This window comes from Brevibacterium picturae (genome assembly GCF_900105045.1).
GTDB lineage: Bacteria > Actinomycetota > Actinomycetes > Actinomycetales > Brevibacteriaceae > Brevibacterium > Brevibacterium picturae.
The window spans coordinates 4,118,680-4,133,515 of record NZ_LT629739.1; the positions used below are offsets into that span (position 1 = coordinate 4,118,680).

Consider the following 14,836-nt stretch of genomic DNA (forward strand, 5'->3'; position numbering starts at 1 on the left):
TCGGCGGGTCACTTCGCAGACCCGGGCCTCGACTGCTGATCTCGCCTGCGACCCGCGGGTCGCAGGCGCGCGGCGTCGGCACCTCGCATAATGTGGACGAGCCACTAAACTAATCCCTGATGAGTGCAAGAGTGCACACGCAACATGTGAAAGGCCTTGGATGAAGACGGCAGAGATCAAACAGCGCTGGTTGGACTACTTCGAAGCGAATGGGCACGCGGTCGTCCCCTCAGCGTCGGTGATCAGCTCCGACCCATCGATCCTGTTCAACATAGCGGGAATGGTGCAGTTCATCCCGTACCTCACAGGTCGTGAGCCTGCCCCGTTCAATCGCGCCACGAGCGTACAGAAGTGCGTGCGCACCGGCGACATCGAAGAGGTCGGCAAGACCACCCGCCACGGCACCTTCTTCCAGATGAATGGCAACTTCTCATTCGGTGACTACTTCAAACGCGATGCCATTCGCTTCGCCTGGGGTCTGCTGACGAACTCCGTGGAAGACGGCGGGTTCGGCTTCGATAAGAATCTGCTGTGGGCGACAGTCCACGAGGACGACATCGAAACCATCGACCTGTGGCTCGACGAGACCTCGATTCCACGTGAGCGCATCCAGCCGCGCGACAACGAGGACAACTTCTGGCACACCGGACAGCCCGGCCCCGGCGGCTACTGCTCCGAGATCTACTTCGACCGCGGTCCCGAATACGGCCTCGAGGGCGGACCTGTGGCCGATGAGGATCGCTATATCGAGATCTGGAACCTCGTGTTCATGGAATTCGAACTCAGCGAAGTCCGATCCAAGGTCGACTTCGACATCGCCGGCGAACTCCCCGCGAAGAACATCGACACCGGCATGGGACTCGAACGCGTCGCCTTCCTGCTCCAGGGCGTTGAGAACATGTATGAGATCGACGAGGTCTTCCCCGTCATCGAGGCCGCCAGCCGACTCTCGGGGCACCAGTACGGTGCCGATCACAATGCCGACGTGCAGATGCGCGTCGTGGCCGATCACGTGCGCTCGTCCCTCATCATCATCGGCGACGGCGTCCGACCCGGCAACGAAGGCCGCGGCTACATCCTCCGCCGCCTGCTGCGCCGTGCAGTGCGCGCCATGCGCCTCCTCGGCGTGACCAGCGAAGTCCTGCCCGAACTGCTGCCGGTGTCCATGGAATCGATGAAACTGTCCTACCCGGAACTGGAGGTCGACTTCGATCGCATCTCCCGCATCGCGTATGCCGAGGAGAAGGCATTCCTGCGGACTCTGGAATCCGGCACTCAGCTGTTCCAGAACGCTGCGGCGTCGCTGCCCGAAACGGACAGGACACTCAGCGGCGACGTCGCATTCGCCCTGCACGACACCCACGGTTTCCCGATCGACCTGACGTTGGAAATGGCCTCCGAACAAGGTGTCCACGTCGACGAGGAGGGCTTCCGGGCCCTGATGAGCGAACAGCGGACCCGCGCGAAGGCCGACGCAAAGGCGAAGAAGGGCGGGGGACATGCCGATCTCTCCGCCTATTCCGCGCTGCTCGACGACGGCGCCTCCGAATTCGTCGGCTACGACAGGCTCGAAGCTGACTCCCGGGTGCGCGGAATCGTCGTCGACGGGCTCGCCCGGGAAGTCCTGTCACCAGGTCAGAGCGCCGATCTCATCCTCGACCTGACCCCGTTCTACGCCGAGGCCGGCGGACAGCGTGCCGATATCGGCCTCATCAGGGGCCATGGCTTCACCGCCCGTGTCCTCGATGTGCAGAATCCCATCAAGGGGCTCCCCGCACACCGGGTGGAAGTCATCGACGGTGAGATCCACGTCGGGGCCGAGGTCCTGGCCGTCGTCGACCACGACCACCGGTTCCAGGGTTCGCAAGCCCACACCGCTACGCACCTCGTCCATGCCGCACTGCGGGAGATCCTCGGAACTCACGCCGTCCAGGCCGGTTCGATGAACCAGCCCGGCTACATGCGCTTCGACTACTCGTTCCCCGAAGCCCCGAGCGCCCAGATGCGGGCGGAGATCGAAGACGTCGCCAACCTCGCCGTCCGCTCGAACTACGAGGTCGGCACCGAATTCCTGCCGTTCGAAGACGCCCGAAAATCTGGTGCGATGGCACTCTTCGGCGAGAAGTACCCGAACATCGTGCGCGTCGTCGACATCGGCGGACCGTTCTCCCGTGAACTCTGTGGAGGCACCCACGTCGGAGCCTCGTCCGAGGTCGGACCGATCTCCGTGCTGTCCGAAGCCTCCGTGGGCTCGGGCGTACGCCGCATCGAGGCGGCCGTGGGCATGGATGCCTTCCGCTCACTGGCCGCAGAACGCAGCATCGTGTCCTCGCTGTCCGACATGCTCAAAGTGCCGGGAACAGACGTGAAAGAACGCGTCGGGGACCTGATGAGCAAGCTCAAGGACGCGGAGAAGGAGATTGCACGACTGAACTCCCAACAGCTCCTTGCCTCGGCCGGAAAGTTCCTCGACAACGCCCAGACCGTGGGATCGACCCTGTTCGTCGTCGCCGAACTCGGTGCGGTCTCGAACGCCGGAGACATCCGCACCGTCGTCACCGACCTGCGCAGCCGAGTCTCCGATCGCAGCGCCGTCGTCCTGGGAATCGGGACGAGTAACGCAAAACCCGTCGTCGTCATCGCCACGACCTCTTCCGCACGGGAGGAAGGTCACCAGGCCGGCAAGCTCGTGTCCCTGGCCTGCGGCGAGCTCGGCGGAGGTGGCGGCGGAAAGCCCGATCTCGCCCAGGGCGGCGGCAGCGACGAATCCGCAATCCCCGCTGCCATCGGAGCGGTCAAGGCAGCTCTCCAATGAGTTTCCGCCGAGGCCGACGCTTGGGCCTCGACATCGGTTCGGTGCGCATCGGGGTGGCCAGCAGCGACCCCGACGGCATCCTCGCCACGCCATTGACGGTGGTCCGTCGGAGTGACGAACCCGCGGCGCTGAAGGCGCTGCGAGAGATCATCGACGAATACGAGCCGATCGAGCTGCTCATCGGCGACCCGAAATCCCTAGACGGAGCAGCCCGGGCAGCGGCGGCCACCGCACTGGAGTTCGCCCGGCGGATCAGCGTTGCCACCGCGACGCCCATCCGCCTCGTCGATGAGCGCTTCACCACGGTCGAAGCCCATCACGCCCTGGCAGCCGCCGGGAAGAACTCCCGCCAACGCCGTGAGATCGTTGATGCTCAGGCGGCCGTGATCATCTTGCAGAACGCCCTCGAATTCGAACACAACACCGGTGCACCCGCCGGTCGAGCTATGCCCGACGAGGAGAGTGAGCAATGAGCCCGTTCCCAGGTGAGTTCTCGGAGAACGAAGGGCTGACCCGGTCCGACCTCAAAGCCAGGAAGCACCGGCGGATGATGCGCAGGCGCCGGACGACGGCCATCGTCGTCATCTGCGTGCTCGTCTTCGGCATCGGAGGATTCTTCGGCGTCAGAGCCGCTGGCGGAGTCTTCGACGATCTGTTCGGCCCCAAGGGCGATTACGAAGGCGCGGGCACCAGTGAGGTCTCCATCGAGATCCCGCCGGGGGCTTCGGCACGCTCCGTGGCCAACCAGCTCGTCAAGGCCGGTGTGATCATGAACTCCGAACCGTTCCTCGACGAGGTCGAACGTCGCGACGTCACGATCCAGGCCGGACCGATCATCCTGCGGGAGAAGATGAGCTCCAAGGCTGCTGTGGAAGCGCTCGTCAATCCGATCAAGCCTCCCAAGATCACGATTGCCGAGGGGCGGCAGATCAAACAGATCAAGGCCAAGATGGTTGAGTCTGGGATGAAGGCCGAAGAGGTTGACAAGGCCATCGACGACAAGACTCCGAAGGACTACGGTCTCGACGTCGAAGCCCCCAGCCTCGAAGGATATCTGTATCCGGCCACCTACAACCTCAACCAGAACAAAACCGCCGAGGACATCGTGTCCGAAATGGTCGACAAAACGAAGCGGGAGATCGAGAAAGCCGACATCGACCTCGATGACGCCAATCGGATCATGACATTGGCCAGCCTCGTCGAAATCGAATCGCCCGGTGACGAAGAGGTGCGGAAGAAGGTTGCACGAGTCTTCCTCAACCGTATTTCGGAGGAGTCGAGGACCGGCAGACTGCTCCAATCCGATGCGACCGTGGCCTACATCCACGGTGCCCGCAGCGACCTGACGACAACGAAGAAGGAACGCGAATCCGACAGCCCGTACAACACGTACAAGAAGAAAGGGCTGCCTCCGGGGCCGATCAATTCACCCAGCTCCGGTGCCGTCGACGCGGCACTGAATCCGACCAAGGGAGACTGGCAGTTCTTCGTGGCCACGAACCCGGACACAGGCGAAACCAAGTTCGCCAAGACCTTCGAGGAACATAAGAAGAACGTCGAGATCTACCGGGAGTGGCTCAAACAGCACGGAGAGGACAACGGCGACACATGACGATCTCGGCTGCGGTGCTCGGATCCCCGATCGCCCACTCCAAGTCGCCGCTGCTTCACCGTGCGGCGTTCCGGGCACTGGGACTCCACGGCAGCGAATACGCCAGCTTCGACCTCGGCGCCGACGATCTCGAAGCCTTTCTCGCAACTCACGGGACGCAAGTCGGATTCTCCCTGACGATGCCGTTGAAGGAACGGCTCGTCGAACTTGCCCGCGCCCACGAATGGGAACTCGATGACACGGCCGGACTGACCGGAGCGGCGAACACCCTTGTCCGCAGGGACGGAGCGACGTCGGTGGCCAACACCGACGTGCAGGGAATCGTGCGCGCGATGGCCCCAGGTCTGAGCACCTGTCGGGAGGCGGCCGTGACCGCTGGGATATCGGCGATGGCCGTGGGTCTCGGTGCGAGCGCGGGCGTCAACACGGCCGACAGTGACGGTGCCGAGAGGGCCACCATTCTCGGAGCCGGGGCGACCGCGGCCTCGGCACTGGTGGCCTGCCATGAACTGGGCATGACCACGGTCGAATTCCTCGTCAGGAATCCCGATCGGGCTCGCCGGGTCCTCGCCCTGAGTCAACGGCTCGGGATGTCGGCGACCACCGCACCCTTGGACCGCATCGATCCTTCCGCCCTTGTCATCTCCACCCTCCCCGCCGAGGCGGTCCCCGCGCTGCAGTGGTCGCCTGGCTTCCGCGGAGGAGTGGCCCTCGACGTGGCCTATGCCGCCGAGTCCGGATTTCTCCGCGCCGCCGAAGCTCATGGACTCATCCCGGTCGAGGGCACGGAGATGCTTGTCGAACAGGCTGTCGCACAGTCGGAGATGTTCATTGCCGCCGGTGACCAGCCGGTGGGGGCACACCTGCCCATGGGTCAGGACCTGCGGGTCGTCATCGCGGACGCCATGTATCGAGCACTCGGCGAACAGAGCGCCTCGGCGCAGGACTGACGAGGAGGGCGCAGCGCGGTGGACACAGACGTTCTGCACGGAATGCTCATCGGGCTGTCGATCCTCATCAGCGTCGCTGCAGGGCTGATTCTGGCTCGCACCGCCGCAACATGGCTCGCCGACGATGCCCAGTTCGAGATCATCTCGCGAGTGCGTCTGGTCCGGGGACCGTGGCTGATGATCGCGAGCATCTGCATCGCCGCCGCCGCAGTGCTGCTCTTTCCCTCCGGGCAGGTGATACCCGTCGACACCGGGTTCACCGCCTCTGCACCCAACCCGGCCGATATCATCCTGTCGGCGCTGATCCTCGGCGTCGTCGCCGCAGCCACGCCGTTCCTCATCGTCGTCGACGTCCTCGTCCACCGTCTGCCTGACCGCCTCGTCTACCCGCTCATCGTCATCTGCCTGCTGACCATGGTGCTCGGTACGCTGGTCGGGGAGTCGAGAATCTGGTTCGTCGGGCTCCTCGCGGGCCTTGGCGCAGCTGCGGCCTTCGCCGTCCTCCACCTGATCGGCAGGCTCATGCGCACGCGGACCATGGGCCTCGGCGACGTCAAGCTCGCCTTCGTCACCTTCTCCACTGCAGGCCTGTTCGACCACTGGGCTCCGGCACTGACATTCATCATCATGATGTTCATCGCCGGGATCTGGGCGCTCATCGCCGCCGCGGCGAAACGCAGCCTGAAAGCGACGACGATCGCATTCGGGCCCGCCATGCTTTCCGGAATGTGGTTCGGGTCGGTGCTTTCGCCATTCCTTTTGTAGAATCGGTTGAATGTTGAGATGGCTGACTGCAGGCGAATCCCACGGCGAAGCGCTGACAGGGATCATTGAGGGGCTTCCCGCCCATGTTCCGATCACCAGGGAAGACATTCGCGCGAGCTTGGCTCGACGCAGATTGGGCTACGGCCGTGGAGCGCGAATGAAGTTCGAAGCCGACGAGGTTCGACTCCTCGGCGGAGTCCGACACGGTCAGACACTGGGTTCACCGGTGGCCGTTGAGGTCGGGAACACGGAATGGCCCAAATGGGAGACCGTGATGAGCGCGGACCCGATCGACGAGGACGAACTCGCCGGACAGGCCCGCAACGCTCCGCTGACCCGACCACGTCCGGGTCACGCCGACATCGTCGGAATGCAGAAATACGGATTCGATGAGGCACGACCGATCCTCGAACGCGCATCCGCACGGGAAACGGCGATGCGCGTCGCCCTGGGCACCATCGCCGCGAACTTCCTCGGCGAGCTCGGCATCACACTCGTCTCCCACACCGTGGCGATCGGGACCGCCGAGAACGTCGCCGATTCTGCGACCGAGCCCTCACTGCCTCTGGCCTCGGACGTGGACGCACTCGATGCCGATCCGGTGCGCTGCTTCGACCCGGAGCTGTCCGCACGCATGGTCGCGGAGATCGATACGGCGAAGAAGGCCGGTGACACCCTCGGCGGAGTCGTCGAGGTCCTCGCCTACGATCTGCCGCCCGGGCTGGGCTCGCATGTCCATTGGGACCGGCGACTCGATTCCCGACTCGCCGGAGCCCTGATGGGCATTCAGGCGATCAAGGGCGTCGAGGTCGGCGATGGCTTCCTCACCACGCAGCGCCCGGGATCGGCGGCCCACGACGAGCTCGCCGTGGGCGATGACGGCATCCGGCGCGTGAGCAATCGCGCCGGCGGCACCGAGGGTGGAATGTCGACGGGCGGGCCACTGCGAGTCCGGGCGGGCATGAAGCCCATCGCCACGGTCCCACGGGCTCTGGCGACCGTCGACGTGGCCACAGGCGAATCCGCCAAGGCCAACCACCAGCGTTCGGATGTGTGCGCGGTGCCGGCCTCCGGCGTCGTCGCCGAGGCGATGGTCGCCCTCGTCCTCGCCGAAGCCGTGGTGGAGAAGTTCGGCGGGGATTCCGTGGCCGAGACCAAACGGAACTTGGATGCCTATGCGGCCGCCATTCCGGAGAACCTCCGCATCGGCCGATGACTCAACGCCCGCACCCGAAACCGGTTCCACCGTTGGAACCGGTCCCGGCCGCGCAGTCACGCATCGTCCTGACCGGGCCGCCCGCCGCCGGCAAATCCACGATCGGTCGGCTCCTGGCCGACCGGCTCGATCTGCCGCTCATCGACACGGATGCGAACATCGTCGACAAATACGGCGTCATCGCAGAGATCTTCGTCGAGCGCGGTGAGGACCATTTCCGCCGGATCGAGCGCGAGGTCGTCCGGCGTGCCCTGCGTCGCCTTCTCGACCGCCCGGGAATCGTGTCCCTGGGCGGGGGAGCGATCCTCAATCCGGGTACCCGGGCCCAGCTGGGGCATCCCGCGATCAAGGTCGTGCACATCGACATCGATGTCGACACCGTCATGACGCGGCTGAACTCACCTCACAGGCCTCTGCTGCGCGGGGCGGGAACGCCGCTGGAGAACTGGATGGCGCTCGTGAACGAGCGTGAGCCGCTCTACGACCAGGTTGCCACCTTCCGTGTCCACGCCTCGAATTCGCATCCGTCGACCATCGTCAACCGCGTCGTCGACGTCCTCACCGGCCTGCAGCGAGCCGAAGAGTATGCCAAGTACTCGGGTCACGAATCAGAGAGTTAGGCTTGGGGGCGCAACAGGTTCGTAAGTTCAGCCGCCGCGCGCATGTCATGCCCGGAGGCAGCAAAGGGGAAAGTGCACGAATGAGTCTCACACGCATCAACGTCGAAGCCGGCGGAAACTACCCGGTTCTCGTGGGGCAGGGGCTCCTGGGCGAGCTCCCCGAACTTCTCGGCCCACGTGTCGAGAAGGTGCTCGTCATTCATCCCCGAGCCCTGCGGACCACCGGAGAGACGGTCCGCGATGACCTGCGTGCAACCGGTTTGGATGCGATCGTGGCAGAGATCCCTGATGCTGAGGAAGCCAAGCATGTCCAGGTCGCCGCGTTCTGCTGGCAGGTGCTCGGCCAGAGCGACTTCACGCGCACCGACGCCATCATCACAGTCGGCGGGGGAGCGGTCTCCGACCTCGGCGGCTTCGTCGCAGCCACCTGGCTGCGCGGCCTCTCCGCCATCCACATTCCCACCACGGTCCTCGGCATGGTCGATGCGGCAATCGGCGGCAAAACCGGCATCAACACCGCTGAGGGCAAGAACCTCGTCGGTTCCTTTCACGCCCCGTCGGGAGTCCTCGTCGACCTCGACACCCTGCAGACATTGCCGGAGAACGAGCTCTTTACCGGCCTCGCCGAGGTGGTCAAGACCGGCTTCATCGCCGATCCTGCGATCCTTGATCTCGTGAGCAGTCATTCAAAGGCTGAGATCGCCGAGGTGGACGGTCCCGTCCTGCGTGAGCTCATCGAACGTGCCATCGCCGTCAAGGCCGACGTCGTCGCCGATGACTTCAAGGAGTCCGGACGCCGCGAGATCCTCAACTACGGTCACACCCTGGCCCACGCCATCGAACACAAGGAGCGCTATCAGTGGCGCCACGGCGCTGCGGTGTCCGTAGGCATGGTCTTCGCCGCCGAGGTAGCCGCGATGGTCAAGGGACTTCCCCCCGAGACCGTCGACCTGCACCGTGAGCTGCTGACCAAACTGGGTCTGCCCATCACCTACCGAGCCGATGTCTGGCCGCAGCTGCTGGAGACGATGAAGCGGGACAAGAAGGCACGCGGCTCGATGCTGCGCATGGTGCTACTGGGCGAGGTGGGCTCGCCCGCGACGGTCGAGATTCCCGACGTCTCGATCCTCCACACGGCCTACCAGGAGGTCGGGGAGGATTCGCCCCGGATCATGCTCGGCACAGACCTGGGCTGACCCCGAAATAGCAGCGTCTGCATGAGCTTGCTAGAATTGCTGTTTGGCGAAACTGCCAGACACCCCCGATCACCTCGCGGTGGCCAAGACTGACACGAAGAAGGACGGATTAGTGGCTTCAACCAACGACCTGAAGAACGGCCTTGTGCTCAATATCGACAATCAGCTGTGGCAGGTGCTGGAATTCCAGCATGTCAAGCCCGGCAAGGGTCCGGCATTCGTCCGCACCAAGCTCAAGAACGTGCTCTCCGGCAAGATCATCGACAAGACGTTCAACGCCGGAACCAAGGTCGAGACAGCCAATGTCGACCGTCGCGACATGCAGTACCTCTACCATGACGGCACCGATTACGTCTTCATGGACGCCGAGGACTACGACCAGGTCTCCCTCTCACCAGAGCTCGTCGGCGATGCCGCCAACTACATGCTCGAGAACCAGAACCTGCAGATCTCCTTCCATGAGGGCACCGCGCTGTCCGTGGAGCTGCCGCCCTCGGTCGAGCTCGTGATCGCCCACACCGATCCGGGACTGCAGGGTGACCGGTCGACCGGCGGTTCCAAGCCGGCGACGCTGGAGACGGGGTACGACATCCAGGTGCCGCTGTTCCTCGAAGAGGGCACCAAGGTCAAGGTCGACACCCGCAACGGCGACTACCTGGGTCGCGTCAAGTAAGTGTCAGCACGCACGCGGGCCCGCCGTCGGGCCCTGGAACTGATGTTCGAGGCGGGACAGCGCCGCCTCGACACCGACCAGGTCGTGACCATGCGGTCCAACGACCCCGACTACCCGATGAAGGCCTACGCGGTCGAGATCGTCGAAGGAATCGCGAGTCATCGTGACGAGATCGACGAAATCATCGCTACCTATGCACAGGGCTGGACCCTTGAGCGGATGCCGGCCGTCGACCTGGCGCTGCTCCAGATCGGGACCTGGGAGATCCTCTTCAACGACGAGGTGCCCGACAAGGCCGCGATCGACGAGGCCGTGTCCCTGGCCAAGCAGTTCTCGACGGATGACTCGCCAGGTTTCATCTCGGGACTGCTCTCACGCGTCCTGGACGTCAAGCCGACCCTGATCTGAGCCGCGGGTCCGGAATCCGGACCCGCGAACCGACCTCAATCGTGCGAGGTCTACAATCGAATCGAACCACTCCTTTAACCACCGTCCGGAGAGGCGGAGAAGGGGAAGCATGACACAGCGAACAGTGCTCGATGCCCCAGATATGAAGCGGGCAATGACCCGTATCGCCCACGAGATCATCGAGTCCAACAAGGGCAGCGATGACCTGGTCCTCTTAGGGATCCCTCGTCGCGGGGTTCCCTTGGCCACCCGTCTGGCCGAGCAGGTCGCCTCGATCTCAGGACGTCCGGAGATGGCGAGCGAACTCGTCGGAAGCCTCGACATCACGATGTACCGTGACGACCTGCGCAGCGGCGCCTACCGTGCGCCGGAGCCCACCACGATCCCCGCCGAGGGCATCGATGCGAAGACCGTCGTCCTCGTCGACGATGTGCTCTTCTCCGGCCGCACGATCAGAGCCGCTCTCGACGCACTCTCCGATCTGGGCCGCCCCGCGAAGGTCCGCCTGGCCGTCCTCGTCGACCGGGGCCACAGGGACCTGCCGATCCGCGCCGACCATGTGGGGAAGAACCTTCCCACCTCGAGCAGCGAACGCGTCAACGTCTCCCTGGCGGAGATCGACGGCGCCGACGAGGTCACGATCTCGGGAGGCCGCGAATGAAACACCTCCTCGACACCATCTCACTCACCCGCGACGATGCCATTTCGATCCTCGACATCGCCGAAGAGATGACGCAGGTCTCCGAACGCGAGGTCAAGAAGCTGCCGGTGCTGCGCGGACGCACCGTGGTCAACCTCTTCTTCGAAGACTCGACGCGGACCCGACTGTCCTTCGAGGCAGCGGCCAAGAGGCTCTCCGCCGACGTCCTCAATTTCTCCGCCAAGGGCTCCTCGGTGTCCAAGGGCGAAAGCCTGCAGGACACCATCCAGACGATCTCCGCCATGGGCGCCGATGCCCTGGTCGTCCGCCACGCCGGTTCAGGCACGCCCCATCGCCTGGCCCACACCGGCTGGATCGATGTCCCCGTCGTCAACGCCGGCGACGGCACCCACGAACACCCCACACAGGCCCTCCTCGACGCCTTCACCCTGCGCCGCGCCCTCGGCGGGTTCGCCGCCTCGGGGGCTGTCAAGGACGGCCCACGCGGACGCGGACTCGACGGTGCGAAGATCGCCATCGTCGGGGACGTCCTGCACTCCCGAGTGGCCCGGTCGAATGTCCACCTGCTGGCCAACCTCGGCGCCGAAGTCCACCTCGTCGCACCGCCGACGCTGCTGCCCTGGGGTGTCGAGACCTGGCCGGTGACCCTGCACTACGATCTCGATGAGGCGCTGCACAGCGAAGACTATGCGGCCGTGATGATGCTGCGTGTCCAGCACGAGCGCATGCACGAATCGTTCTTCCCCAATGAACGTGAATACGCACGATTGTGGGGACTCTCCGCCGCCCGTCTGGCCGGACTGCCGAAGGAGACCTTCATCATGCACCCGGGGCCGATGAACCGCGGCTTCGAAATCTCAGCGGCAGCCGCCGACTCACCACGCGCCCTCATTCTCGACCAGGTCGAGAACGGAGTCAGCGTGCGCATGGCGGTCCTGTACCGCCTCTTGACAGGTCAGGAGGAGACCAATGACTGATTATCTGATCCGCGGTGCGAATGTGCTGGGCCAGGGAATCGCCGATATTGCGATCAAGGATTCGACGATCGTCGACCCCGATCTGCTCACTCACGACGTCAGCGATGTTGAAATCGTCGACGCCGAGGGACTCATCGCCCTGCCCGGACTCGTCGACATGCACACGCATCTGAGGGAACCCGGAAAAGAGGACGCGGAGACGATCCTGAGCGGCTCACGCGCGGCCGCCTCGGGCGGGTTCACCTGCGTTCACGCCATGGCGAACACTGCACCGGTCGCGGACACCGCAGGCGTGGTCGAACAGGTCCACCGCCTCGGACGCACCGCCGGCTACACCGAAGTCGTGCCCATCGGAGCCGTGACCATCGGCCTGGAGGGGACGTACCTCGCTGAGATCGGCGCCATGGCCCGCTCGGCGGCTCGAGTCCGGATCTTCTCCGACGATGGGATCTGCGTCTCGGACCCGCTGCTCATGCGACGTGCCCTCGAGTACGTCAAGACCTTCGACGGAGTCATCGCCCAGCATGCTCAGGAACCGCGCCTGACCGAGGGCGCACAGATGAATGAGGGCGTCGTCTCCGCCGAATTGGGACTGCCCGGCTGGCCCGCGGTCGCCGAGGAGTCGATCATCGCCCGCGACGTGCTCCTGGCCGAACACGTGGGCTCGCGCCTGCACATCTGCCACGTGTCGACCAAGGGCAGCGTCGACATCATCCGCTGGGCGAAGTCCCGCGGCGTCGAGATCACCGCCGAGGTGACCCCACACCATCTCATGCTCACCGACGAACTCGTCCGCAGCTTCGACCCGGTCTACAAGGTCAACCCACCGCTGCGCACCGAAGCCGATGTCACTGCTCTGCGCGAAGCCCTGGCCGACGGCACGATCGATGTCATCGGCACCGATCACGCCCCACACACCTCGGAGCACAAATGCAGTGAGTGGACGGCCGCGGCCATGGGCATGGTCGGCATGGAGACGGCGCTGCCCATCGTCGTTCAGGCGATGGCCGACTATGACTTCGACTTCGGCGACCTCGCCCGTGTCATGTCGGTGACTCCCGCGCGGATCACCGGAGCAACAGGACACGGCAGCCTCGAGATCGGCGCGAGCGCGAACATCGTCCTCATCGACCCGTCCTCGGCGCACACGATCGTGCCAGATGACCACGCCACGAAGGGACGCAACAACCCCTTCGCCGGTCTCGAAGTCTCCACCGCGATCACCGACACCTTCTTCTACGGCCACCGGGTGCTCTCCGGCGGACGACTCAGCACACCCCACCCGGCAGGAGCATCATGGACAGACCAGTGAGCGTCATCATCATCGCAGTCGTCTTCGTCGTCCTGATCCTTGCGATCACCTGGGGGTGGAGCCGACGCAAGAAGAGTCAGACCCAGATGCCGCAGCCGACGAAACCGCATATGGGAATCACACCCGTGTCCGATCCCGTCGAAGGATCCTATGTCTCGACGACCTTGGCCGGACACCCGCTCGAACGAGTCGCCGTCCACGGTCTCGGCATTCGCACCACGGGAGAGATCGTCGTCACCGACGGGGGAGTCGTCATGGACCTGGCGGGACGTGAGGACTTCCTCATCCCCAGGCGAGACATCGTCTCCGTCGACACCACCGCCGGCATGATCGGCAAATTCGTCGAACGCGGCGGCATCGTGCGCATCACCTGGCGACTGGGGGAGACCCTCGTCGACACCGGCTTCCGCGCCCGCTACGCCGCCAGCACCACTCCCACCGTCGACCGCATCCGCGAAATGATCGAAGAGGCACAATGAGACTGTCCACCACACCCGCCGTCCTCGTCCTCGAAGACGGCCGCACCTTCCGCGGCTCCGCCTACGGAGCCATCGGTGAAACCCTGGGCGAAGCGGTCTTCGTCACCGCGATGTCGGGCTATCAGGAGACGCTGACCGACCCGTCCTACCACCGTCAGATCGTGATCCAGACAGCGCCGCACATCGGCAATACCGGCATCACCGATGATGACGACGAATCGGCGAAGATCTGGGTCGCCGGCTACGTCGTCCGCGATGCCTCCAGAGTCTCGTCGAACTGGCGCTCCATCGGAGACCTGTCCACCCGCCTCGTGGAATCGGGCATCGTGGGCATCAGCGACGTCGACACCCGCGCTCTGACCCTGCACCTGCGCGAAGCCGGAGCCATGCGCATGGGCATCTTCTCCGGTCCTGCGGCTGCGGCCGATGACGACGAGCTGCTGGCCAAGGTCCAGGGCTCACCGCACATGGCCGGTGCGAAACTGGCCGAAGAGGTTTCGATCACCGAACCCAAGCTCATCCACGCCGTGGGGCAGAAGAAGTTCAGCGTCGCGGCCGTGGACCTGGGCATCAAGTCCATGACGCCGGTACGGCTGAGCGAACGCGGCATCGACGTCCACCTCCTGCCCGCCACAACGAGCTTCGAGCAGATCCAGGCGCTGGGAGTCGACGGAGTGTTCTTCTCCAACGGTCCCGGCGACCCCGCCACCGCTGATGCACAGGTCGAACTCCTCCGCGAGGTCCTGGGCGCGAAGATCCCGTTCTTCGGAATCTGCTTCGGCAATCAGCTGCTCGGCCGGGCTCTGGGCTTCGGCACCTACAAACTGCCCTTCGGACACCGCGGAATCAACGTTCCAGTCATGGACCGCACCACGGACAAGGTCGAAATCACCTCTCAGAATCACGGCTTCGCCGTCGACGCGCCCTTGGACGGTGAGACACAGGCACCACACGACGCGGCCTACGGTCGAGTCAGCGTCTCGCACGTGTGCCTCAACGATGACGTGGTCGAAGGACTCCAGTGCCTCGACATCCCCGCGTTCTCCGTCCAGTTCCACCCGGAGGCCGCAGCCGGTCCCCACGATTCGAGCTACCTGTTCGATCGATTCATCGACCTCATGTCCGCTTCCCAGGTCGCACAGGCCTAAGGAG

The 14,836-nt window shown here is 64.6% G+C and carries 15 protein-coding genes; all 15 read left to right on the forward strand.

All coding sequences use genetic code 11. The features are described from left to right. The first annotated feature begins 160 nt into the window (after positions 1-160). Positions 161-2,815, forward strand: coding sequence for an alanine--tRNA ligase (gene alaS / locus BLT92_RS18755; protein ID WP_092108070.1), 2,655 nt, complete (start codon positions 161-163; stop codon positions 2,813-2,815). Beyond that, positions 2,812-3,288 carry a Holliday junction resolvase RuvX gene (gene ruvX, locus BLT92_RS18760; protein WP_092108072.1) on the forward strand — a complete coding sequence of 159 codons (477 nt, stop codon included), beginning with the start codon at positions 2,812-2,814 and terminating at the stop codon, positions 3,286-3,288. Before alaS ends, ruvX begins: the two co-directional genes overlap by 4 nt. Continuing rightward, positions 3,285-4,427, forward strand: a complete 1,143-nt coding sequence (gene mltG, locus BLT92_RS18765) for an endolytic transglycosylase MltG (protein ID WP_092108074.1) — start codon at positions 3,285-3,287, stop codon at positions 4,425-4,427. The genes ruvX and mltG overlap by 4 nt, the downstream gene beginning before the upstream one ends. Then, positions 4,424-5,377 carry a shikimate dehydrogenase family protein gene (locus BLT92_RS18770; RefSeq protein ID WP_092108076.1) on the forward strand — a complete coding sequence of 318 codons (954 nt, stop codon included), beginning with the start codon at positions 4,424-4,426 and terminating at the stop codon, positions 5,375-5,377. Before mltG ends, BLT92_RS18770 begins: the two co-directional genes overlap by 4 nt. An 18-nt stretch (positions 5,378-5,395) precedes the next feature. Beyond that, entirely contained in the window at positions 5,396-6,142 is a 747-nt protein-coding gene (locus tag BLT92_RS18775; RefSeq protein ID WP_092108078.1) for a prepilin peptidase, read from the forward strand. A 10-nt stretch (positions 6,143-6,152) separates the two neighbouring features. Beyond that, complete coding sequence (aroC, locus tag BLT92_RS18780) at positions 6,153-7,358, forward strand: chorismate synthase (protein WP_092108080.1); 1,206 nt, start codon at positions 6,153-6,155, stop codon at positions 7,356-7,358. Beyond that, the gene (locus BLT92_RS18785; RefSeq protein WP_092108082.1) at positions 7,355-7,978 is read left to right on the forward strand and encodes a shikimate kinase; all 624 of its coding nucleotides are present in this window, start codon (positions 7,355-7,357) and stop codon (positions 7,976-7,978) included. Before aroC ends, BLT92_RS18785 begins: the two co-directional genes overlap by 4 nt. Positions 7,979-8,058: 80 nt before the next feature. Further along, the gene (aroB, locus tag BLT92_RS18790) at positions 8,059-9,174 is read left to right on the forward strand and encodes a 3-dehydroquinate synthase (protein ID WP_092108084.1); all 1,116 of its coding nucleotides are present in this window, start codon (positions 8,059-8,061) and stop codon (positions 9,172-9,174) included. A gap of 112 nt (positions 9,175-9,286) precedes the next feature. Then, positions 9,287-9,847 (forward strand): elongation factor P, encoded by a 561-nt coding sequence (efp, locus tag BLT92_RS18795; protein WP_092109635.1) that lies wholly within the window; start codon positions 9,287-9,289, stop codon positions 9,845-9,847. Further along, a complete protein-coding gene (gene nusB, locus BLT92_RS18800; protein WP_092108086.1) occupies positions 9,848-10,255 on the forward strand; it encodes a transcription antitermination factor NusB in 408 nt (135 codons plus the stop codon). Positions 10,256-10,364: 109 nt separating this feature from the next. Beyond that, complete coding sequence (gene pyrR, locus BLT92_RS18805) at positions 10,365-10,916, forward strand: bifunctional pyr operon transcriptional regulator/uracil phosphoribosyltransferase PyrR (RefSeq protein ID WP_092108088.1); 552 nt, start codon at positions 10,365-10,367, stop codon at positions 10,914-10,916. Then, a complete protein-coding gene (locus BLT92_RS18810; RefSeq protein WP_092108089.1) occupies positions 10,913-11,893 on the forward strand; it encodes an aspartate carbamoyltransferase catalytic subunit in 981 nt (326 codons plus the stop codon). Before pyrR ends, BLT92_RS18810 begins: the two co-directional genes overlap by 4 nt. After that, the gene (locus BLT92_RS18815) at positions 11,886-13,205 is read left to right on the forward strand and encodes a dihydroorotase (protein WP_092108091.1); all 1,320 of its coding nucleotides are present in this window, start codon (positions 11,886-11,888) and stop codon (positions 13,203-13,205) included. Before BLT92_RS18810 ends, BLT92_RS18815 begins: the two co-directional genes overlap by 8 nt. Then, complete coding sequence (locus BLT92_RS18820; RefSeq protein ID WP_092108093.1) at positions 13,190-13,684, forward strand: PH-like domain-containing protein; 495 nt, start codon at positions 13,190-13,192, stop codon at positions 13,682-13,684. The genes BLT92_RS18815 and BLT92_RS18820 overlap by 16 nt, the downstream gene beginning before the upstream one ends. Further along, positions 13,681-14,832, forward strand: a complete 1,152-nt coding sequence (gene carA / locus BLT92_RS18825) for a glutamine-hydrolyzing carbamoyl-phosphate synthase small subunit (RefSeq protein WP_092108095.1) — start codon at positions 13,681-13,683, stop codon at positions 14,830-14,832. The genes BLT92_RS18820 and carA overlap by 4 nt, the downstream gene beginning before the upstream one ends. The last annotated feature ends 4 nt before the right edge of the window (positions 14,833-14,836 follow it).